Here is a 21,386-nt window from a genome sequence, read left to right on the forward strand (position 1 = left end):
GTGGTGGCATGTGCGGTCGTTATGCCTCTTCCCGGTCGCCGGCGGACCTGGCGGGACTGTTCGATGCCGGGCCGGTCCCGGAGGACCCGCTCGGACCGTCGTGGAACGTGGCGCCCACCGACGAGGTGTGGGCGGTGCTGGAGCGCGCCGACCGGGACACCGGGGAGGTGCGGCGGCAGCTGCGGGCCGTGCGGTGGGGGCTGGTGCCGTCCTGGGCCAAGGACCCGTCCGTGGGATCCCGGATGATCAACGCGCGGGTGGAGACGGTGCACGAGAAGCCGGCCTACCGCCGCGCCCTGGCGAAGCGCCGCTGTCTGCTGCCCGCGGACGGGTTCTACGAATGGGTGGCCGTTGCGGCCACCGGCTCGGCCAAGGCGTACAAGCAGCCGTACTTCATCCGGCCGGAGGCCGGGGCGGTCATGGCGATGGCGGGGCTGTACGAGTTCTGGCGCGATCCCTCGGTCGCCGACAAGGAGGATCCGGCGGGCCTGCTGACCACCGTCACCATCATCACCACCGAGGCCACCGACGCGGCGGGCCGGATCCATCCGCGGATGCCGCTGGCGCTGGAGCCGGCCGACTACGAGGCCTGGCTCGACCCCTCCCACCAGGACACCGCCGGACTGCGCGCCCTGCTGCACACCCCGGGGGACGGCCGGCTGTCGGTGACCCCGGTGTCCACCGCCGTCAACAGCGTCCGCAACAACGGCCCGCAACTCCTGGATCCGGTCGGCTAGTCGGACGGCCGGTCGGCAGGGCGGGGCGCGGATCGGCTCCCGGGATCGGGGGCGGGTGCGGGTGCGAGGAGTTCGTCCAGGTTCCGGAAGGCGGTCTCGTCGCGGCCGGAGTCCAGGTAGGCGTCCACGGCCGGGGCCGCGGCCAGGCGCAGCTCCCAGTTGCGGACCACCTCGTGGAGCGGGCTGAGGCTGTAGCTGTGGCGGGCGTCCTCCAGGGCCCGGCCCCAGTCCCGTTCGAAGGCCGGCACCCACGACTCGGCGCGGCGGTCGGCGCGCAGCGCCCGGAGCAGCCGGGCGGCCGCCGCCGGAGCGGGCGGGGCGGGGGCTTCCTCGGGCCGGGCGCTCATCATGTCCTCCAGGCGGGTCGTACGGACACGTTAGCCCTCGCCGGGTGCGCGGCGGGGGCCTTCGGTCCGGTCCGCTCCCCCGGTCAGTGCGGGTACAGCGGGGAGACGGCGCTCTCGGAGTCCTTCTGCCAGTAGGTCACCCACGCCTTGTTGTCCACGTACACGCCCTTGGCGGGGAGTTCGAGGAGGCTGCCGTCGTGGGTGTCGAGGGGGACGTCCTTGCCGCGGGGGCCGAGGATGAGCTCCTTCTCCAGGCTGCTGACCTCCTTGCTGCTCTGCCGGGCGAGGAGGCCCGCGTACGCCTCCTTGCCGGGGGCGAGGACCAGGACGGAGCCCGGCTTGGAGCTCTTGATGACCGGCAGGGCGGGCCGGTCGTTCGAGAACCGGGCGATCGGGAAGTCGTAGAGCTTGCACGGCTTGTCGCCGATGTTGGTGAGGACGAGGAGGAGCCGGGAGTCGTCCTTCACCGGCGGCAGCGCGTACTCCACGGTGACCTCCGTGGTGTAGTCGTTGCAGATGCCGTCGTCGGGAAGCCCGTCGGGGTCGTCACCGGGCACTCCCCCGGAGCCGGAGCCGCCCGGGCGGGTCGGTGTGGCGGTCGGCTTCGGGGCGGCGCCGGTCGGCGCTCCGGTCGTCGGGGCCTGGGCCGAGGGGGTGGCGGAACCGGTGGGGGCCTTGGCCGGGTCCTCGCCCGCCCGGTCCTCGTCCGGGCCGCAGGCGGTGGCCGCCAGCAGTGCCGCGGCGGTGAGTCCGAGGGCGGCGAACTGCCGGGTCCGGTGGCTGTTCTCGTGGAAGGTGCGCATCTCGATCCCCCGTGGATGTCGGATGTCGGTGGCTCGCGTCACCGTGGTTTCGGCTTCACCAGCATGCGGCGCCGGAGCCCCGAACTCACGCTCCGTGGCGGATCGTTACGGATCAAGGACACGGAAGTCATGCTTCCGTCGCGGCGGGCGCTGGCGAGGAGGAAGAGGAAGGAGCGGTCCATGGGGGCCTCCGGTGGTCGGTTCCCCGCCTCAACCCCCGTGCGGGCGTCCGGCATTCCTCGGTCGGGGGGTCGCCATTCGGTCAGCCTGGGTGGCCGTCCGGTGAACCGCGTGGGGACGAGAGCAGGTCAGCGGCCTTCGTCCGGCCCTGCGTACCGCGTGTCACCGCCTGCTCCCGGTCGGTCGCGGGGCGTGTCGCAGGCCGCTGAGCTGCCCGAACGGCCATTCGGTCGCCGATTATCGAACGATGTGTCTGATAATCGGTCATCGATATGCGAAAGGCCTTCGGACCAGACAGACTCCTTCACGTCCAGCCGATACATCGCAGCCAACTGCTGCGTATCGCCTTCGAATTGAAAGAGAGTTTGTCGTGCATCACCGCATCGCTGCCGTCTCCGCCGCCGCCCTTCTGCTCCTGGCCGGCGCCACCGGCATCGCGGAGGCACAGCCCACCAGCCTGTACGCCCCCTCGGCCGTGGTCCTGGCCGTCGCCCAGGGCGAGGACGAGGCCACCGTCGTACGGGCCTCCACCCTCAGCTGTGCGCCGACCGCCCAGGGCACCCACCCCGACCCGGAGGCGGCCTGCGCCGCCCTCGGCGCGACCGCCGGAACCCTGGACGCGCTGCTCGCCGCCCCGGACCCGGACCGCGCCTGCCCGATGCACTACGACCCGGTCACCGTGACCGTGGACGGCGTGTGGCAGGGCAGCCGGATCGCCTGGAAGCACACCTTCTCCAACGGATGCGCCATGTCCGCGACCCTCAACGGGAACGCCGTCTTCGCGTTCTGAGCCCACGGCGCCGTCCGTCCGGGCCGTCACGGCCGCACCGGCAGCAGCTCCGTGGTGATGAAGGCGATCACCGCCGCGAGGATGGCGATCGGCATCATCGCGGAGCCGCCCAGCAGCAGCACGACCAGCACCACGCTGCTGACCGGCAGCCGCAGGGTACTGGCGGTGGCGGCGGCCATGCCCGCCGCCATGGCCGGTACGACACCGAGCCCCGGCAGCGGGGCCAGCAGCACCCCGACCGCCGCCCCGAGGAACAGCGCGGGGAACACCGGGCCGCCGCGCAGGGACCCCAGACAGAGGGTGTAGGCGGCGCCCTTGAACAGCAGCACCGCCAGCAGCGCCCCCACGCCCCAGGCGTGCGGATCCGCTGCCAGACCGCCCAGGGCGGCCTGGCCCGAGAGGGCCACGTCCGCCGGACCGCGGCCGGTGACCAGCGCGTAGAGACAGGCGCAGCCGGCCGCCCCCAGGGCACAGAGCACGGTCCGGTACACCGTGCCCGACCGGCCGCCGGCCGCGATGTACCGGGCGATCCGCCGGGCCGTCCCGAGCACCGGGTGCAGCAGGACGGCCAACAGCACCGCGACCGGGACCGTCCACAGCACGTCCGCCGCGTCCAGCGCGGGCAGCGGGACCCCCAGATCGATGCCCAGGCTGCCGGTGGACAGTCCGGTCCAGCGCCCGAAGCCGGTGAAGACCAGCGCGCCGATCCCGCTGGAGAGCAGGGCCGGCAGCATCACCGCGAACAGCTGGGGGCCGCCGACCCCCGCCACCTCGATCAGCAGCACCGCGGCGACCAGCGGGTTCCCGAAGATGGCCGCGATGGCGGCCGCGGCCCCGGCCGCGCCCAGCAGGGCCGTGCCCTGCGGGGTGGCGGGCGCCCGGGTGAGGTCCCGCAGCAGCAGGGCCAGCCCGCCGCCCAGGGCGATCAGCGGCGCCTCCGGCCCCAGCACCGCCCCCAGCGGCAGGCTCGCGGCCGCGGCGAGCAGCACCCCGGGCAGTACGACCGGCGCGGTACCGCCGGTGTGCAGCCCGGCGGCGGGCACGTGCCCGCCGGCCCCGGGCAGCCGCGCGACGACCAGGCCGACGACCACACCGGCGACCAGGAGCAGCGGCAGCGGCCACCACCACGGCGGGTCCACCAGGCCCAGGGCCCGCGGCAGCGCCACCCACACGGCGTGCTCCAACTCGTGCAGGGCGACCAGGAACCAGAAGGCGATCAGCGAGACCGGGACGCCGATCAGGGCGGCGAAGACCAGGACCTTGAGGTAGCCGGGTGACCGGAGGATCTCCCGCAGCCGCTCCGCCTCCCGGGGCTGCCGCGACTCCCCCGCCGCCGCGTCCGATCCGGTGTCCGTCATGACCGGCCCCCGTCCCGGCCTCCGTCACGGCCCCAGTTCCTGGCGCCCTCCCGGCATCCGTCACGGGCCCGGTCCAGTTCGGTGTCCAGGGCGAGGGCCGCGGTGATCAGGGCCAGATGGGTGAAGGCCTGGGGGAAGTTCCCGAGCTGCTCCCCGGTGAGGCCGATCTCCTCGGCGAACAGCCCGACGTGGTTGGCGTAGGTGAGCATCTTGTCGAAGGCGTAGCGGGCCTGGTCGGGCCGGCCCGCCCGGGCCAGGGCGTGGACGTAGAGGAAGGAACAGAGGGAGAAGGTCCCCTCGGCCCCTTCGAGGCCGTCCGGGGAGGCCGCCGGGTCGTAGCGGTGGACCAGGCTGTCCGAGACCAGCTCGCGGCCCATGGCGTCGAGGGTGGAGAGCCAGCGCGGGTCCCGGGGGCCGATGAAGCCGACCAGGGGCATCAGCAGCAGGGAGGCGTCCAGTACGGACCCCTCGTACTCCTGGACGAACGCCTGGCGCCCGGTGCTCCAGCCCCGGGTCATCACCTGCCGGAGGATGGCGTCCCGGGCGGCGGTCCAGCGGGGCAGGTCGCCGGGGCGGGCGTTGGCCGCGGCCTGGCGGATCCCCAGGTCCAGGGCCACCCAGCACATCAGCCTGCTGTAGGTGAAGTGCTTGCGGCCGCCGCGGGTCTCCCAGATCCCCTCGTCCGCCCGGTCCCAGTTCTCGCACAGCCAGTCCAGCAGGGTGGCGCAGCGGAGCCAGTCGTCGTAGCCCACCACTTCGTCGACCCGGCCGGCCTGGGCCAGGGCGTAGACGGCCTCGCCGTAGATGTCGAGCTGCAGCTGGTCGGCGGCCCCGTTCCCGGCACGGACCGGGGCGGAGGCCCGCCAGCCCTCCAGATGACCGAGGACCTCCTCGGCCAGGTGCGGTTCCCCGTCCACCCGGTACATGATCTGGAGGGGTTCGCCGTTCGGGGCGGCGCCCTCCCGCACCCGGTCGATCAGCCAGCCCCGGAAGGCGTCGGCCTCCTCGGTGAAGCCGAGGTCGCGCATGGCCCGGACCGACAGGGAGGCGTCCCGCACCCAGGTGTAGCGGTAGTCCCAGTTGCGTTCGCCGCCCTCCTGCTCGGGCAGTGCCATGGTGGCGGCGGCGATCGGGGCGCCGGTGGGGGCGTAGGTCATCAGTTTGAGGGTGATGGCGGACCGGTTGACCATCTGCTGCCAGCGGCCCCGGTAGGTGCAGCGGGCGATCCAGCCGTGCCAGTGGGCGCGCACCGCGTTGAACTCCTCCAGCACCTCCTCCGCGGTCACCGGGGGCGGTGCCGGTCCGGTCCCGTCGCAGACGGTCAGGACGGCCGCCGCACGCTCCCCGCTGGTCAGGGTCACGGTGGCGGCGACATCGGTCCCGTCCCCCTCCAGGACCAGCGGGCCCACCGCCTGGAGGTACGCGGTGACGCCCGGCCCCTCGAAGCGTGCCGTACGGCCGTCGCAGGCGAGCACGTGCGGGGCGCGGCCGTAGTCGAACCGGGGTCGGCACTCCAGGGAGAAGCGGACGGTGCCGCGGACCCCGCGGACGACCCGCACCACCCGGTGCCGGTCGGTGGCGGTGTGCGGATCGTGCACGGGCATGAAGTCGACGACCTCGCCCACGCCCTCCGGGGTGAGGAACCGGGAGATGAGCACGGCGGTGTCCGCCAGGTAGATCTGGCGGACGACGGCCTCGGTGCCGGGCGGGGTGTCGGCGGTGATGGCGAAGTGGCCGCCCCGGTCGTGGTCGAGGAGGGCGGCGAAGACGCTGGGCGAGTCGAAACGGGGTGAGCAGAACCAGTCCAGCACTCCCTCGGAGGAGACGAGGGCACAGGTTTGAAGGTCCCCGATCAGCCCGTGGTCGGCGATCGGCGGATAGCGGCGCATCGGCCCTCCACGGCTCGTGCGGTACCGGGGCGAGGGGTGCAGCCGGCTCGGCCGGCCCTCCCATCTTGGGCCGTCGCCCGGGGGCGCGCCACGCGGGAGCGGGTGACCCGCCCGGGTGGGTTCGGCGGGGGTTCGGCGGGGGTTCGGCGGGTTTGGCGGGCGGAATCGGGGTGAGAAGACGCGTGTACGACTTTGCCCCTCTTGTCACAAGGAGTGAGCTTCGTGTCGGAAAGCGCGAACGGGCCGGGCCGGCGGGCCCGGGAGATGCGGGACAAGGCCGAACAGCTGGAGCAGGCCGCGACCCGGGCCACCGATCCGGTGGAGCGGCGGCGGCTGACGGACAAGGCCCTGCACATCCGGGAGAAGAGCGAGGAGCTCAACGGCCCGGGCAGCGGGACCATGGATCCGATGTAGGCCCAGGATCGGAGGACGAGCGATGAACCGCACCGAGGCCCCACCCCTCCTCGTCGTCTACCTCAACGACCATCTGGCCGCCGCGGCCGGCGGGGTCGACCTGATCCACCGGATGGCACGGGCGCACTCCGGGCGGACCTTCGGTCCCCGGCTGGAGTCGATGGCCCGCGAGGTCGAGGAGGACCGGGACAGCCTGCGCCGGGTCATGGACGACCTGGGCGTGCCCGTGATGCGGGGGCGGCAGGCCGTCGGCCGGCTGGCGGAGAAGGTGGCACGGCTGAAGCTGAACGGCCGGCTGTACCGGCGTTCGCCGCTGAGCGACGTGTCGGAGCTGGAGGTCATGCGTCTGGGCGTGGAGGGCAAGGCCGCCTGCTGGCGGGCCCTGCGCACCGTCGCGGCGGTGGACGGACGGATCGATCCGGCGCTGCTGGACCGGCTGCTGTTGCGGGCGATCCGGCAGGCCGAGGCCCTGGAGGGGATGCGGATGGAGCGGGCCGCGACCGTGCTGACCGGCCGCGGCTACCCCGGGGCCGGCGTCCGCCCGTCCGTCCTCACCGGTCCGGCCCACGGCAACGCCCACGCCCAGGCCCACGGCTGAGACCGGGCCGCGGCCGGGCCGGGTGCCGCTGCGGCGCGGCCCGGCTCGGCCGGGGGTCGGCCACCGCCCGGTGCATTCCGACCGGCCGGGCCGAAGTCCGGCGCCGTACGGGCCGGCTCGGGCCCGCTACGGAGCGGTGGCGGCGGTGAGGTGGCCGTCGCGGGCGACGATCCGGCCCGCCCGGACCACCATGTCCCGCTGCGGCAGGTCCACCACGACCTGCGGCAGGCATTCGCCCCGCACCAGGAAGAAGTCGGCCGGGGAGCCGGGCTCCAGGTCCGCCTGAGGGAGTCCGAGGAGCCCGGCGCCGTCGTCGGCGCCCGTACGGAAGGCCGCCTCCAGCTCCTCGTCGAGTCGGTCGTCCCGGATCCAGGCCAGCAGATGGGACCGGTGGAGCATGTCCGCGTTCCCGAACGGGCTCCACGCGTCGCGGACGCCGTCCGAGCCGAGCCCGACCCGGACCCCGTGTCCGCGCAGCCGGTCGAGCGGCAGCACCAGGTCCCGTGAGGGGGCGACGGTGGTCAGCGAGACGCCGGCCTCGCCGAGTTCCGCGGCCAGCCGGTCCAGTTCGGGTCCGGGGAGTCCCGGCAGGCAGAAGACGTGGCTGACGGTGACCCGGCCCGCCATGGACAGCGCCCGGGTGCGGGCGATGACGGCGCGCAGCGACTCCACCCCGGTGGCGGCCCGTTCGTGCAGATGGATGTCGACGCCCAGGCCGTGCCGGTCGGCGATGCCGAAGACCACGTCGAGGTGTTCTTCGAGGGCCCCGTCGAAGCCGGTCGGGTCGATGCCGCCGATCCGGTCGACGGCCCCGGTGCGGGCGGCCTCTTCCATGAGTTCCCTGGTGCCCGGGGCGCGGACCACCCCGTGCTGGGGGAAGGCCACGATCTCCACGTCCAGGGCGTGGCGGAGCGCCTCCCGGGCGGCGCCGACCCCTTCGACGGCGGCCAGCCCGTAGGCGGGTGCGATGTCCGCGTGGGCGCGCATCGCCCGGGTGCCCCGGGTGACCGCGTGGCCCATCAGGCGCCGGGCCCGGTCCGCGACCGGGGTGGGCAGGGCCCGGTCGAGGGCGACGTCCTCGGCGGTGTACTCGGCGAGGCCGCGGGCCGGGTTCCGGGTGACCCAGGGTTCGCCCCAGGAGGTCTTGTCGGGGTGGATGTGGGCGTCGACGAGGGTGGGCAGGGCGATCCGGCCCTCGCAGTCGACGAGTTCGGAGCCGGGGGGCGCGGGCCGGTCGGTGACGGTCCCGTCGGTCACGGTGAGGTCCACGGGCCGCCCCGAGCCGAAGGGCCTGAGGTTCCGGAAGACCGTGGTGGCGGGCAAGGGGGCTCCTTCGTCGGTGGCGCGTACGGGGCCGAGGGGGCTCCGCCTTCCGTCCGGTGTCCTCCGGGAGGATACGCGCCGCCGCCGGAACGGCCGCTGCCGGTACCGGCGGCACGGGAGGGGCGGGTTTCGCGGGCGGGCCACAGGTGGCGGGCCAGGGCGGCGGCGGCGAGCAGGGCGACGGTGGCGCACACCGCCGTCCAGCCGTACTCGGTGTGCACCCGGACGCCCAGCCAGGAACCGGCCGTCCCGCCGGAGTAGGCGCAGGTCATGTAGGCGGTGTTGAGCCGACTGCGGGCGTCCGGGCGCAGCGCGTACACCCGCGCCTGGTTGGCGACCGTGCCGGACTGCATGGCGATGTCCAGGAGCAGGGTGCCGGCGGCCAGGGCGCACAGTCCGGCGGTTCCGCCGCGGCCGCCCGCGGCGAGGACCGCGGCCGCCGCCAGGATCCCGAGCAGGGAGACCAGGTTGACCGGTCCCGGCCCGTGCCGGTCCACCAGCCGCCCGGCGACCGGGGTGCACAGCATGGTCACCCCGCCCACCAGGGCCAGCAGTCCCACGGCCTCGGCGCCCAGCCCGTACTCCGGGCCGGTCAGCAGCAGGGCCAGACAGGTCCAGACGGCGCAGAACCCGCCGAAGACGGCGGCCTGGTAGAGGCAGGAGCGGCGCAGTTCCGGCTCGGCCCGCAGCAGCCGCAGCGGTTCGGCGAGGATCCGGGCGTACGGCTGGTGGGCGGCGGGCGGGGAGGTGACCGGGACGGCGCGGGCCAGGACGGCGGCCAGCAGCAGGGCGACGGCCGCGGCCACCAGGTAGGGGGCCCGCCAGCCGAGGCGTTCGCCCAGCACCCCGCCGAAGGTCCGGGCCAGCAGCATGCCGCCGGTGGCGCCGCTCAGCAGGGTGCCGAGGACCGCGCCCCGCCGTTCGGGTTCCACCAGGCCGGCCGCCAGCGGGCCGATGATCTGCGCGGCCACCGTGGTGAGTCCCACCAGGGCGCTGGCCGCGATCAGCGGGGGCAGGGCCGGGGCGCAGCCCGCCGCGAGCAGCACCAGCCCGGTGAGCGAGAGGAGCAGGACCAGCAGCGAGCGGTGCGGGAACCGGTCGCCGAGCGGCACCAGCAGGACCATACCGGCCGTGTAGCCGATCTGAGTGGCCGTCACCACCAGGGTGGCGGTGCCGGGTTCGACGCCGAGCCCGTCGGCGATCAGCGGTCCCATGGTCTGCGGGAAGTAGAGGTTGCCCACCGCCACGGCGCAGGCCACGGCCAGCAGCAGCACCAGTCGGCGGCTCATCCGGCGGGCCGGGCGGACGGCACGGGGGCGGGTTTCGGGGTGGTCATGGGGGTAGTCCAGGGCAGGGTTCCGGCGCTGCCAACTGATGTAGCGTGGGGCTTAATGATCAGCTTCGAGCTCGGTGTGGAGGACCTCGCCGACACCCGGTTCGCGCTCTCGCCGCTCGGCGAGACGGTGCTGAGCCTGCGGGTGCTGCGCGATCCGGGGATCGCCCCGCTGCACCTGCCCTGGCGCCGGGAGGTGCTGGCCCGGCTCGACCGGCTGGACACCGCCCTGCTGACGGCCCTGGTGGCGGACCGGCTGACCCTGCCCGACTTCCTCACCCCCCGGCCCACCGGGTTCGAGCCGGAGTTCGGGGCCGAGCTGGCCGCCGTGCGGCGGGCTCCGGCGCGGGTGGTGCGCCGGGATCTGGCGGCGGCGCACTCCCCCGATCCGCTGCCGGGCCCGCTGGCCGCGGCGGGGGCCGCCGAGGACGGTCCGGTCCTGGCGCTCCGGGACCGGGTCGCGGGGCTGCTGAAGGAGTACTGGGAGATCGCCGTGCGGCCGTACTGGTGGCGGATCCGGCTGGTCGCCGAGGCGGACATGACCTACCGGGCCCAGCGGCTGGCCCGGGGCGGTGCCCGGCTGCTGTTCGCGGACATGCATCCCCAACTGCGGTGGGAGGACGGGGGCTCCCGGGGGGTGCTGCACGTCGACCGCACCATCGGCGGGTACCGGGCCCCGGCGTCCGGGCGGGGACTGCTGCTGGTGCCCTCGGTGTTCGCGCACAAGTGCGCGCCGCCGGTCGGCCCGGAGGAGCCGCCCTCGCTGCTGTACCCGTGCCGGGGCGTGGCCACGCTGTGGGAGTCCGGGCCGGCCGCCGGTCCGGCCGGTCCGGCGGCGCTGGTGCCGCTGCTGGGGGCGCCCCGGGCGCGGTTGCTGGCCCTGCTGGCCGAGCCGCTGGCCACCGTGGAGCTGGCCCGCCGGCTGGGGGTGACGCCCAGTGCGGTCTCCCAGCACCTGCGGGTGCTGTACGCGGCGGGGCTGGTCGTCCGGGCGCGTGACGGCCGCCGGGTGCTGTACCGGCGGAGTGCCCTGGGTGACGGGCTGGCGGGCGGCGGGGGCAGCGGCCCCGGGGCGGGTCCGGGCCGCCTGTAGGGTTGCCCGGATGGACATAGCTTCGCTTCCCCGTTCCTTCCGGCTGCTCGTCACGGGCGGAGGGACCGGCGGTCATACGTACCCGGCCCTGACCGCGATCCGTACCCTGCAAGGCCGTCTCGCGGCTTCCGGCCGTTCCCTGGACGTGCTGTGGATCGGCACCGCGGACGGTCTGGAGGCCCGGGTGGCCCCGGCGGAGGGGATCGCGTTCCGGACGGTGGCCACGGGGAAGATCCGCCGCTCGGCGAACCCGTTGAAGATGCTGTCGGCGGCCAATGTGAAGGACATGGCGCGGGTGCCGCTGGGGGTGGCGCAGGCCCGGTCGATCGTGTCGGAGTTCCAGCCGGACGTGGTGCTGGCGACCGGTGGTTACGTGGCGGTCCCGGCGGGTCTGGCGGCCCGGCTGTGCCGGCGTCCGCTGGTGCTGCACGAGCAGACGGTGCGGCTGGGGCTGGCCAACCGGAAGCTGGCGGGTTCGGCCACCCGGATCGCGGTGTCCTCGGAGTCCTCGCTGCCGCTGCTGCCCGCCGAACTGCGCGGCTCCGCGGTGGTCACCGGCAACCCGGTGCGGCCGGAGGTCCTCTACGGGCAGGCCGACGAGGCGGTGCGGGCGCTGAACCTGGTCGGTTTCGACCGGCGGCTGCCCACCGTCTACGTGACCGGGGGCGCCCAGGGCGCGCAGCAGATCAACGGGGTGGTCCGGGAGGTCCTGCCGTGGCTGCTGGGGCACGCGAACGTGATCCACCAGTGCGGTCCGGCGAACGTGGACGAACTTCGGGCCGCGGCCGCGCAGCTGCACCCGGTGCTCGCCGGCCGGTACCACCTGACCGGGTTCCTGGGGGCGGAACTGCCCGATGTGCTGGCCCTGGCCGATGTGGTGATCTCGCGCAGCGGCGCCGGGACCCTGGCGGAGCTGACCGCGCTGGGCAAGCCGGCGGTGTTCGTGCCGCTGGCCAGCTCGGCGGGCAACGAGCAGGCCCACAACGCCCGGCACCTCGCGGAGGCGGGTGCGGCGCTGGCCCTCCTCGGGGAGGTCACCGGGCGCACCCTCCAGGAGGCGGTGGGCCCGCTGCTGACCGATCCGGCCCGGCGCACGGTGATGGCGGAGCGGGCCCGGATGCACGGCCGCCCGGACGCCGCGGACCGGCTGGTGGACGTCCTGCTGGAGGCGGCGGCCCACTGACCGGCCCCCCGCACGGCCCCCCGGCCGGGCGCCTGCTACGGGGCGTTGACGCCGGTGTGGGCTCCGCCGGCGGGGCGCGGGACGGCCGGGGCGCGGCGGGGGCCGGGGGCCAGCACGATCACCGAGTCCTCGGGGCCGAAGCGCACCGGCTGTCGTTTGTCCGGGTTGATCCGGACGCCGTGGGCGGGGTCCCCGGGGCCCGGGCCCGCCTGCGGGCCCTCCGGGTGCAGCCGGTAGCCGATGACGCAGTGGCCCCGGCGGCGGCCGGCCTCCACCACGGTGGCGTAGCCGACGTCGCGGCCGGTCAGCACGTAGTCGGCGGCGGGCCGCAGGTGCAGGGTGTCGCCGGTGGACGCGAACAGGCAGTCGAAGACGGCGGCGAGGTTTCCGTCCTCCGCGATCTGGGTCATCAGCAGGCTGATCAGCCTGCTGCCCACGATGAAGTCGGCGCCCTCCCGGGCGGGTGCGAGCAGCCGGTTGCGGTCGTCGGCCATCTCGGTGACCACGGCCAGTTCCCGGCCGCCCGCCTCCTCCAGGGCCCTGAGGTGGAGCAGGGTGACCAGGGTCCGGTCGTCGCCGCCGAGGGAGGCGCTCCCGGTCTCGGGGGTGTCGTAGCCGAGGACCACGGCCCGGTCGAAGGCCAGGACGTCGAGTCCGGCCAGCACCTCCGGGTCGGTGACGTCCCCGCCGAGGACGGTGACCGGCATCCGGCGTCCGGGCAGCCGGGCGCAGCGGTCCGCCTCCCGGAGGTGTTCCTCGCCCTCCGCCATCACCAGGAGTTCGGAGCCGTCGGGCACCCCGTCGTCGAGCTGTTCGATGATCCGGGGGGCGCGGGGGTTCCAGCCGAGCAGCAGGAAGCGTTCGGGGGGCCCGGCGGCGGGCGGGGCGGCGACGATCGCGCCCTCGTCCACCGGGAGCGGCTCCGCGGCCGGGACGGCGGTGTCGTCGTCCTCGGTGATCACCACGATCCGGTCCCGGGGGCCGAGGACCCTCTCGCAGGGCGGGTTCAGCTCCACCCGGCCGTCGGGCCGCAGCAGTCCGATCACGCTGGAGCGGGCGTAGGCGGAGAGCAGTGCGCCGAAGGTGGTGCCGGCCAGCGGGCCGGCCGGCACCGTGTAGATCTCGTCGCCGTCGAAGTCCAGGAGTTCGCGGTAGACGAGGGAGAGTCCGGGCTCGCAGGAGGTGCGGGCGATCAGCCGGGCGGTGACGTCCTCGATGTTGAGGACGTGGCCGTGGGGTCCGGCGGCCAGGTCGGCGGCCCGTTTGTGGCGTCCGTCGCGGACGGCGGCGACCACCCCGGGGCGGTCCGGTCCGCGGCCGCGGACGGCCGCCTCCACGGCCAGCAGGGTCTTCACCACATGGGCGTCGCCGTCCTCGCCGTCATGGGTGAGGACCAGTACGGCGCGGGCCGTCTCCGGGGTGACCAGGGAGACGACGGCCGGGTCGGTGGTGGTCCCGCTGCGGCAGATCAGCCGGGTCCGGCCGAGCCGTCCGACCGCCGTGCCGATCTCGTCCTCCATCTCCGCCTTGTCCTTGGGGCCGAGGACGGCGAGGACCGCCCGGCGCCGGTTGGCGTTGGCGGCGACCAGCTCGGAGACGATCGGGAAGACCTGGTCGGACCAGCCGAGGAGGACCGTGTGCCCCGATTCCAGGACGGTGGAGCGGCCCCGGCGCAGGGCGAGGACCTTGTCGTTGAGGCCGGTGGTGATCAGGCTGACCAGGGTGGAGACGAACAGCAGGGCCACCAGGGCCAGGACGACCGAGAGGAGGACGTACAGCGGGCTGCCGACGGCGCCGCCGATCTTCAGGGTCTGGCCCACGCTCACCCAGACCGCGAGGATCTGCCCGGACAGGGTGGTGGGGCCGTCGTCGTCGGCCCACACCAGGGCGGCGCTGGCCGGGACGACCACGGCCGTGCACAGCAGCACCAGCCAGCCGATGAGCGCGGCCGTGCCGCGGGCCACGATGGTGTCGAACCAGTAGCGGGTGCGGGCCCAGGCTGCTTCGGGCCGTTCCGCTCGTGCCGGGGGTTTGGGTCCTGACAACGCGTTCCTCGGTCGGACGGCATGGCGGGCGCGCGCCGTGCCACGGACCGCCCGGCACCGACGAGTTGGTGCAGGGTGACTGTAACGGGGTGTCACCGCCCTTTGGGGACGAGGAGGCTTAAACCCACTCGTCGGGGGTGTTCCATGCGGTGGTCAGTCCGTCCAGCCAGGCGGGCGGCAGCTCCGCCGCGTCCCATTCGGCCCGCAGCGCCCCCGGCACGGTGACCAGCCGTTCCAGTACGGCGATGCAGGTGACCGAGTGGATCAGCGAGTAGCGGCCGTGCAGGGTGATGGCGCTGTCCGGTCCGTACGCGGCGAACAGCCGCTCCAGCCGGGCCCGGTGGACGGAGGTGAACTCGGTGAGCCGCCCGGCGTAGCCGGCCCGGCCGCGCAGGCCCATGGTGCCGAGGACGGCGGCCAGCACCTCCTCGGTGACCTCCGGGTCCAGTTCCGACTCCGAGGTGAACGACAGGTGCAGGGGGGTCACCGCGACCCGTGCCCGCTCGATCTCCATCCGGCCGGCCCGGGGGTGCTCCCCGCCGGGGCCGGGCGGGCCGGTCTCCCCCACCACCCGCAGCAGGCTCCGCTCGGTGAGGTCCCCCAGCCCTTCCACGAGTCCGCCGGCCCCGTCGAGCCAGCCCGACTCGTAGGCCTCGCCCTTGTCCCCCGGCGCGGTCCGGGCGCCCGCCGACAACTCCTCGTGGGCCAGGGCCAGCGCGCCCGCCTCCACCAGCACGATCAGTTCCCAGGCGTCCGAGGAGGGGACCCCCGCGCGGGCGAGGAGCTGGAGCAGTGTCGTCCTCGCGTTGTCCACGCTGACCTCGTCCGGCCACTGCCGTCCCTCGTCGGCCGTGCTCATCGGGTCCTCCTCGTCGCTCGGGTGGTGCGGTGCGCGCGGTCTGCGTCCATTGTCCTCGGAGCCCGGACCGGTGACCTTCCCCGGGCATGGCCGGCGCTTTACCCTCCCATGGGCGTGTCACCGGTAACTTTCCACCGTGGCCCCCCTGTCTGCTTCCCTCATGTTCGTCAATGAAGGGATCTTCGGGGTCCTGGACGACGCGGAAGCCCCCATGGACACCGTCCGTTGGGACAACGGACTGGCCGCGCCGATGGACCACGGGGCGTGGATCCTCACCGGACTGGACACCGGGCACGTGCGGATCCGGGCCGAGGCCCATCTCCGGGGGCCCGCGGTGGAGCGGGCGGAGTGGGACGAGATCGTCGAGGTCAGCGTGCGCTCGGTCGAGGGCGAGCTCCGCATCCAGTCCGGTTACGTGATCACCCCCGACGACCTGCCGGCCCTCAACCCGCTGGGGCCCGGCTGGTACCGGATGCGGGTGCACGCCCGGGGCCGCGCCGCGGACCGGGGCGGGGTGGCCCTCGGGCCCTGCGAGAGCTACCTCGTCAGCACCTGGCCGCAGGACCCCGGCCCGTCCGAGGTCCTCCGCAACAGCGCCCTGATCGAGGCCGCCCTGCTCACCAACGCGCTGGTGCGCTGAGCGGCCGTCAGGGCTGCGGGGTGAGGCGCTTGAGGCCCTTGCGGTCGTAGTAGGCGGTCATGGCGAACCCGAAGAGCAGGGCCAGGACCGCCCCGACCGCGATCATGGTCCAGGAGCGGGTGAGTCCGGCGTCGCCCCGGGCGTCGAAGTAGAGGATGGCGCGGACCCCGTCGCTGAGCTGGCGCATCGGTTCGAAGTGGGACAGGAAGCGGTAGAACTCCGGGACCGCCTGGAGCGGCACCGTGGCCCCGGAGGACGGCAGGCCCAGCACGATGAACACGAACATGGACACCAGCTGGCCGATCCCGCCGAAGGCGGCGTTGATGGCCTGTACGCCCAGGCCGACGGCGAGGGCCGCGCAGTAGGAGTAGACCCACAGCAGCGGCAGGTGCGAGGCGTCCATGCCGAGGACGACCACACAGGCGACCAGGACCAGGGTGCTGCTGAGGAGGGTGATGCCGGCGGTCATCACCATCTTGAGCAGCAGCGTCCCGGTCCGGTCGATCGGCACGGTCGGGCGGCGGGTGTGCCAGGGGCCGATCTCGTTGTCGGCGTAGCCGAGGGCGGTGTCCACACCGTTGCTGATGACGTTTCCGCCCATGAACCCGGCGAGGACCAGCAGGAGGGTGTAGTAGAAGGCGGTCAGACCGAGGCCGCTGTGCTGGCCGATGGGGTGGCCGATCTGGGTGACCACCTGGACCGGGTCGGCGAGCAGCAGCCTGGTGGTGGGGGTGGCGCCGGGGCCGGCCGCGGCGTCGAGCTCCTGGCCCACGGAACGGGACGCGCCCTGGGCGGCCCGGGTGGTGATCTGGTTGGCGAGGGAGGAGCCCAGGCTGCCCTTGCCGGGGTTGGTGAGCACGGTGAGGGTCGGCAGCCGGGTGGCTCCGGTGGTGCCGAGCGCGGTCACCGCGTCGGTGAACCCGGCGGGGATCAGCAGGGCTCCGTAGACCTTGCCGGAGTCGAGCTGGTCCTGGGCCTCGGCCCGGCCGAGGACCCGCCAGTCCGCCTTGCCGGCCGCCGGATCGGCGAGGACGGCGGCGGTGATCCGGGCGCCGAGGTTCTCCGACCGCCCCGGCGGCGGCTTGCCGATGTCGTCGTTGACGAGGGCGATCGGCAGCTCGCGGAGCTCCGCGTTGGGGTTGACGATGCCGCCCATGTAGAGGAGGGACAGCAGCAGGGCCAGCAGTCCGGTCAGGATCGTGGGGATCAGCCAGAGCCGGGGGCGGCGCAGCAGGCTCGCGGCGGTGGCCTGCGGCACGGTCGCTGGTACGGGGGCGGGGGCGGCGGGCACGGACATGGGTCTCCGTAGCTTTCCGGCGGGGCCGGTGGCCCGGGACGGCAGGGGATCCCAGGATGGGCCCCGCCGGGGAGCGCGCGGCTGTACGCCTCGCACCCCTCCCTCCGTTGCACCAGTCGGTTCTTCTCCCCCGCACGCTCCCGGCACTGTGCTGACGGCGCCCGACACCCCCGTGTCCGGGCGTCGTCAGCACAGTGCCGGGAGCGGCGGAGGCCCCCGTGGCCGGCCGGGGCGGGTCCGTCCTCCGCCCCCCGCCGGCCCTCGGCGGCCCACTCTGCCAAGCTCCGGCGGCCGGGTCATTGGCCTGGAGTACCCAGCACTTTGACGGAAAGTCGCCTCGCAGGCGGTCCGCCGCGGCCCCGGTGCCGTTTGCGCGGGCCGTCGCGGCCGGTGTAAACCCGTGATCATGCTGCCCGAGACGGTGTTCCGCAGCGCGGAACTAGCGCCCGCCGACCGGTTCGAGAACTGGCGGTCCCTGATGTCGCAGACGCATGCGCCCATGGAGATGCGGAGCGAGTACGCCGCCGACTTCTGGGTCAACCAGCGCACCATCGCCCTGGGCGCGGTCACCGTCTATCCGATGGAGTGCCGGCCCATCACCTTCATCCGCACCCCGAAACTGATCACGAGGTCGGACCCGGAGTCCTTCCACCTCTCGCTGATCAAGCGCGGAGCGGGAGCGGTCACCCTGGGCAAGGACACCGTCGTGCACCACGCCTTCGACATCCACACCAGTGACACCTCCCGCCCGTACGAGATCAGTTCCGGCCCGGGCACCGTCGAGATCATCGGGGTGGAGATACCCAAGGCGCTGCTGCCGCTGCCCGCGCACACCGCGGGCCGGGTCATCGGCAGGAGCATCTCGGCCCGGGACGGGATGGGCGCCCTGCTCGCCACCTTCCTGAACCAGGTGACCAAGGACAGCCGGTCCTACCGGGTGGCCGAGGGGCCGCGTCTGAGCACCGTACTGGCCGACCTGGTGGCCTCCCTCTTCGCCGGCGTCCTGGAAGCCGAGCGGTCCCTGACCCCGGAAACGCACCGGCGCGCCCTGGCGCTCCGCGTGATGGCCTTCATCCGGGACCACGCCGACGATCCGCTGCTCGACGTCCCGGCGATCGCCGCCGCCCACCACATCTCCGTCAGCTACCTGCACCGGGTGTTCCAGCAGGAGGGGGACGGGGCCACGGTCGCGGCCTACCTCCAGGGGCAACGGCTCGCACGGGCCCGCCGCGACCTGACCGACCCGCTGCGCCGGGAGGTGCCGGTCCACGTCATCGGCGCCCGCCGGGGCTTCCGGAACGCCTCCGCGTTCAGCCGGGCGTTCCGCGAGGCCTACGGCCTGCCGCCCGCGGCCTACCGCGGACACGCGCTGGCCGGCCCCGACCCGGCCGGCCCCTCTACGGGGTGTCGCGGGCCGGGAACGTGAACGTGTAGCCCTGGGCGGTGAGCCAGGGCAGGTACTCCTTCAGCGCGGCCACCGTCTCGCTGCGGTCCCCGCCCCCGTCGTGGAACAGGACGGTCGGCTGCTGCGGCAGCGCGCCCTCCACCGTGGCCACGATGGCCGGCAGTCCGGGACGGCTCCAGTCCTTCGGGTCCACGCTCCAGCCCAGCGGCCGCATCCCGCTCGCCGCCGCGATGGCACGGCTCTCCGGCGTGAAGGCACCGCCCGGCGCCCGGTAGTAGTCCACGGTGACCCCCGGCGCCGCCTTCTCGATCATGGCCTTGGCGTCCAGGATCTGCTGCCGCTGGTAGGCGACCGGCTTGTGGTCCATGGTCACGTCGTGGTCCACCGAGTGGTCGCACAACCGGTGGCCCTCGGCCGCGACCGCCCGCACCAGCTCCGGGTGCTTCTCGGCGTTGGTCCCGATCATGCAGAAGGTGGCCTTGACGTGGTTCTCGCGGAGCACCTGGAGCACCTCGGGCGTCCAGCGGGGGTCCGGGCCGTCGTCGATGGTGATGGCGATGTCCCGGCCGGTGCCCTCGGCCAGCCGGGAGATCCCCTGCGGGACCGGGGCGCCGCCGTGGGCGGTCGCCGGCCGGTTCGCGGCCGCGGTGGTGTGACCGGCGGAGCCGTCCGTGGCGGCGAGGGCCGGTGCGCCGGCCGCCGCCAGGGCGCCGAGGACGGCCGCCGCGACGGCGGCGGAGGCCGCGCGCCCACGGCGTACGGAGCTGCTGCGGCGTGCGGAACTGCTGGTGATGCCCATGGACGTGCTCATCCTCGCGCTCGGCCCCCGAGGCCTGCGTTGCCGGTCCAGGTTAGGTCAGCGGCCCGGCCCGTTTCCTCCCCCGAACGGCCACCCGTCGTGTGACACCTGTCTCAGCCCGCGGTCCGTGCGGTGACCAGGCCCGATTCGTAGGCGGCGATGACCGCTTGGGCCCGGTCACGGACGGCGAGCTTGTCGAACAGGCTGGTGATGTGGTTCTTGACGGTGGACGTGCTGATGTCCATGGCCCGGGAGATCCCGGTGTTGTCGAGGCCGGTGGCCATCAGCCGCCACACCTCGGCCTCGCGCGGGGTGAGCTCTCCGCGCACGGCGGCGGCCGGGGCCGGGGCGGCCGCGCCGGGGGCCCGTACGTAGGTGGAGATCAGCCGGGTGAGCAGGCGCGGGGCGACCACCGCCTCGCCCGCGTGCACGGTGCGGATCGCCGCGCCCAGTTCCTCCGGGGAGCTGTCCTTGGGCAGGAAGCCGTAGGCTCCGGCGCGCAGCGCGCCGACCACGTACTCGTCGAGGTCGAAGGTGCTCAGTGCCAGGACCCGGCAGCCGGGCACGGCGCTGGCGAGCTCGCCGGTGGCGGCGACCCCGTCGAGGACGGGCATCCGGATGTCCATGACCACCACGTCGGGGGCCAGCCGGCGGGCCAGCTCGACGGCCTCCGCGCCGTCCCCGGCCTCGCCGACCACCTCGAAGGAGGGGTCCGGGGAGAGGATCAGCGACAGGCCGCGCCGGACCAGCGGCTGGTCGTCCACGATCAGCACCCTGATCATCGCACTGCCTCCCGGTCCGGCCCGGCCGCCGCGTCGGCCGCGGCCTCCTCCTCGGTCAGCGGCAGCTCGGCCAGTACGGCGAACCCGCCGTCGGGCCGCGGGCCCGCGGCGAGGGCGCCGCCGTGCAGGGCGACGCGCTCGCGCATCCCGATCAGGCCGTAGCCGCCGGAGCCGGCCGTCCGTGGCGCCTCCGGCGGCGGGGCGCCCCCGCCGTCGTCCCGTACCTCCACGACGATCCGGTCCCCGTGGTAGGTCAGCAGTACGGAGGCCCGGGCGGGGCCCGCGTGCTTGCGGGCGTTGGTGAGGGCCTCCTGGACGATCCGGAAGACCGTGAGCCCCACCGTCGGCGGCAGCGGGCGTCCCGGCCCCCGGACGGCGAAGGTGGTGGGCAGTCCGGCGAGCCGGGACTCGCCCACCAGCCGGTCGAGGTCCTCCACCCCGGGCTGGGGCCGGGCCGGGGCGGTTTCCGGTTCGTCCCCGGCCCGCAGCACGTCGAGCAGCTGGCGCATCTCTCGCAGGGCGAGCCGGCCCGAGGACTCCAGGGTGACCAGCGCCTCCCGGACCACCTCCGGTTCGCCGAGGTTGGCCCGGGCCCCGCCGGCCATCAGCTGCATGGTGGTGATGTGATGGGCCACGATGTCGTGCAACTCTCGGGCGATCCGGCGTCGTTCGTCGGCCACCGCACGGTCGGCGAGCAGTCGGCGGTTGGCCGCCACCTCCCGCTGCCAGCGGCTGACCACCAGGGCCGCGCCGACGACGAGCAGGGTGGCCAGGGGCGCGCCCGCGGCCTCGGTCCAGGGCGGTGTCCGGCCCGGGCTCTGGCTGAGCACGGTCACCAGCGCCGTCACCACCGCCGCGAGGGCCGTGACCCGGCCCGGACAGGCCCTGGCCACCGTGTAGACGGCGACCACCAGGACCGCGCCGAAGTGCGCGGGCAGCGGGACGGTCAGGGAGGCCGCCGATTCGAGCGCCAGTACGGCGGCGAGCACCGGCACCGGGTGGCGGCGGCGGGCGAGCAGCGGCACGGCCGCCAGGGCGACCAGCAGGATCCCGGCGACGTTCACCTGGTGCCGTTCGGCGGGATCGTCGAAGAGCACGTAGCCGAGCAGGTTGAGCGCGCAGGCGCCACCGGCCACCAGCGCGTCGTTACGGGTCCACGGCGGCTCGGCGGCCGGCTCCGCGGCCGTTCCGTCGGCCTTCCGGTCGGCCCCGGGCACGGTCACGGGCCCGGGCCCGGCCTCGGGTGCGGGCCCGGTCGTGTCGGACTCCGGCCCGGCGTATCGGGTCGTGGGCATGTCGGTGCGTTCCCCCTGTTTCCGGCCTTTCGGGCTGTCCGAACAGGGTGGCACAGCCTCGGGGGCGCCCGCGTCGGCACCCGGGCCCGGACCGGACCCGGGACCAGGGTCCTGGTCGGGGGCCCGGAGGGGAGCCCGGGCCCGGTGCCGGATCATCCGCTGCCCCGACGCCCGAGGGCCCCCCGGCCTGATGGTCTGGAGACCCGGCCGGGAGCC

Annotated in this window: 19 protein-coding genes and 1 pseudogene; 8 read left to right on the forward strand and 12 right to left on the reverse strand. The window is 74.5% G+C overall.

Features of this window, described 5'->3' with window-relative positions; genetic code table 11:
• The first annotated feature begins 8 nt into the window (after positions 1–8).
• Positions 9–737, forward strand: coding sequence for an SOS response-associated peptidase (locus tag ACZ50K_RS19830; protein ID WP_468904544.1), 729 nt, complete (start codon positions 9–11; stop codon positions 735–737).
• Here the strand turns inward: ACZ50K_RS19830 and ACZ50K_RS19835 are convergent.
• Both ACZ50K_RS19835 and ACZ50K_RS19840 read right to left on the reverse strand, forming a co-directional pair.
• A complete protein-coding gene (locus tag ACZ50K_RS19835) occupies positions 734–1,084 on the reverse strand; it encodes a DUF6247 family protein (RefSeq protein WP_468904546.1) in 351 nt (116 codons plus the stop codon). The genes ACZ50K_RS19830 and ACZ50K_RS19835 overlap by 4 nt on opposite strands.
• An 83-nt stretch (positions 1,085–1,167) precedes the next feature.
• On the reverse strand, positions 1,168–1,887 hold the full coding sequence (locus tag ACZ50K_RS19840; RefSeq protein WP_468904547.1) for a DUF4232 domain-containing protein: 720 nt from the start codon (positions 1,885–1,887) through the stop codon (positions 1,168–1,170).
• A 550-nt stretch (positions 1,888–2,437) separates the two neighbouring features.
• Between ACZ50K_RS19840 and ACZ50K_RS19845 the strand changes: the two genes are divergently transcribed.
• Positions 2,438–2,857 carry a subtilase-type protease inhibitor gene (locus tag ACZ50K_RS19845; protein WP_468904549.1) on the forward strand — a complete coding sequence of 140 codons (420 nt, stop codon included), beginning with the start codon at positions 2,438–2,440 and terminating at the stop codon, positions 2,855–2,857.
• A gap of 26 nt (positions 2,858–2,883) precedes the next feature.
• Here ACZ50K_RS19845 and ACZ50K_RS19850 read toward each other — a convergent pair whose 3' ends face one another.
• The gene (locus ACZ50K_RS19850; RefSeq protein ID WP_468904552.1) at positions 2,884–4,215 is read right to left on the reverse strand and encodes a chloride channel protein; all 1,332 of its coding nucleotides are present in this window, start codon (positions 4,213–4,215) and stop codon (positions 2,884–2,886) included.
• A complete protein-coding gene (locus ACZ50K_RS19855) occupies positions 4,212–6,104 on the reverse strand; it encodes a glycoside hydrolase family 15 protein (protein WP_468904554.1) in 1,893 nt (630 codons plus the stop codon). Before ACZ50K_RS19855 ends, ACZ50K_RS19850 begins: the two co-directional genes overlap by 4 nt.
• A 222-nt stretch (positions 6,105–6,326) precedes the next feature.
• Here ACZ50K_RS19855 and ACZ50K_RS19860 point away from each other — a divergent pair, with 222 nt between their 5' ends.
• Both ACZ50K_RS19860 and ACZ50K_RS19865 read left to right on the forward strand, forming a co-directional pair.
• Complete coding sequence (locus ACZ50K_RS19860) at positions 6,327–6,518, forward strand: DUF6381 family protein (RefSeq protein WP_468904556.1); 192 nt, start codon at positions 6,327–6,329, stop codon at positions 6,516–6,518.
• A gap of 22 nt (positions 6,519–6,540) precedes the next feature.
• Positions 6,541–7,116, forward strand: coding sequence for a hypothetical protein (locus ACZ50K_RS19865; RefSeq protein ID WP_468904559.1), 576 nt, complete (start codon positions 6,541–6,543; stop codon positions 7,114–7,116).
• 126 nt (positions 7,117–7,242) lie between these two features.
• On the opposite strand, the pseudogene ACZ50K_RS19870 reads toward ACZ50K_RS19865, so the two are convergent.
• Positions 7,243–8,442: pseudogene (locus tag ACZ50K_RS19870) on the reverse strand (amidohydrolase family protein); the annotation flags it as partial.
• Positions 8,370–9,728: an MFS transporter gene (locus tag ACZ50K_RS19875; protein ID WP_468904562.1), complete on the reverse strand. Its 1,359-nt coding sequence runs from the start codon at positions 9,726–9,728 to the stop codon at positions 8,370–8,372. The gene ACZ50K_RS19875 and the pseudogene ACZ50K_RS19870, both read right to left, overlap by 73 nt.
• 102 nt (positions 9,729–9,830) lie before the next feature.
• Between ACZ50K_RS19875 and ACZ50K_RS19880 the strand changes: the two genes are divergently transcribed.
• On the forward strand, positions 9,831–10,865 hold the full coding sequence (locus ACZ50K_RS19880) for an ArsR/SmtB family transcription factor (protein ID WP_468904564.1): 1,035 nt from the start codon (positions 9,831–9,833) through the stop codon (positions 10,863–10,865).
• 10 nt (positions 10,866–10,875) lie between these two features.
• On the forward strand, positions 10,876–12,048 hold the full coding sequence (locus ACZ50K_RS19885) for a UDP-N-acetylglucosamine--N-acetylmuramyl-(pentapeptide) pyrophosphoryl-undecaprenol N-acetylglucosamine transferase (RefSeq protein ID WP_468904566.1): 1,173 nt from the start codon (positions 10,876–10,878) through the stop codon (positions 12,046–12,048).
• Positions 12,049–12,083: 35 nt separating this feature from the next.
• On the opposite strand, the gene ACZ50K_RS19890 is transcribed toward ACZ50K_RS19885, so the two are convergent.
• Positions 12,084–14,093: a CASTOR/POLLUX-related putative ion channel gene (locus ACZ50K_RS19890; protein WP_468904568.1), complete on the reverse strand. Its 2,010-nt coding sequence runs from the start codon at positions 14,091–14,093 to the stop codon at positions 12,084–12,086.
• A 118-nt stretch (positions 14,094–14,211) separates the two neighbouring features.
• Positions 14,212–14,952 carry a hypothetical protein gene (locus ACZ50K_RS19895; RefSeq protein WP_468904570.1) on the reverse strand — a complete coding sequence of 247 codons (741 nt, stop codon included), beginning with the start codon at positions 14,950–14,952 and terminating at the stop codon, positions 14,212–14,214.
• A gap of 160 nt (positions 14,953–15,112) precedes the next feature.
• On the opposite strand from ACZ50K_RS19895, the gene ACZ50K_RS19900 reads away from it, so the two are divergent.
• On the forward strand, positions 15,113–15,592 hold the full coding sequence (locus tag ACZ50K_RS19900; protein ID WP_468904572.1) for a hypothetical protein: 480 nt from the start codon (positions 15,113–15,115) through the stop codon (positions 15,590–15,592).
• A 7-nt stretch (positions 15,593–15,599) separates the two neighbouring features.
• On the opposite strand, the gene ACZ50K_RS19905 is transcribed toward ACZ50K_RS19900, so the two are convergent.
• A complete protein-coding gene (locus ACZ50K_RS19905) occupies positions 15,600–16,889 on the reverse strand; it encodes a YhgE/Pip domain-containing protein (protein ID WP_468904574.1) in 1,290 nt (429 codons plus the stop codon).
• A gap of 406 nt (positions 16,890–17,295) precedes the next feature.
• Between ACZ50K_RS19905 and ACZ50K_RS19910 the strand changes: the two genes are divergently transcribed.
• The gene (locus ACZ50K_RS19910; RefSeq protein WP_468904576.1) at positions 17,296–18,315 is read left to right on the forward strand and encodes an AraC family transcriptional regulator; all 1,020 of its coding nucleotides are present in this window, start codon (positions 17,296–17,298) and stop codon (positions 18,313–18,315) included.
• Here ACZ50K_RS19910 and ACZ50K_RS19915 read toward each other — a convergent pair.
• The 3 genes from ACZ50K_RS19915 to ACZ50K_RS19925 all read right to left on the reverse strand — a co-directional run bounded on the left by ACZ50K_RS19915 (position 18,287) and on the right by ACZ50K_RS19925 (position 21,170).
• Entirely contained in the window at positions 18,287–19,093 is an 807-nt protein-coding gene (locus ACZ50K_RS19915; protein WP_468904578.1) for a polysaccharide deacetylase family protein, read from the reverse strand. The genes ACZ50K_RS19910 and ACZ50K_RS19915 overlap by 29 nt on opposite strands.
• A gap of 113 nt (positions 19,094–19,206) precedes the next feature.
• Positions 19,207–19,875 carry a response regulator gene (locus ACZ50K_RS19920; protein ID WP_468904580.1) on the reverse strand — a complete coding sequence of 223 codons (669 nt, stop codon included), beginning with the start codon at positions 19,873–19,875 and terminating at the stop codon, positions 19,207–19,209.
• The gene (locus ACZ50K_RS19925) at positions 19,872–21,170 is read right to left on the reverse strand and encodes a sensor histidine kinase (RefSeq protein ID WP_468904582.1); all 1,299 of its coding nucleotides are present in this window, start codon (positions 21,168–21,170) and stop codon (positions 19,872–19,874) included. The genes ACZ50K_RS19920 and ACZ50K_RS19925 overlap by 4 nt, the downstream gene beginning before the upstream one ends.
• Positions 21,171–21,386: the final 216 nt, after the last annotated feature.

This window comes from Streptomyces sp. NPDC033845, assembly GCF_055576225.1.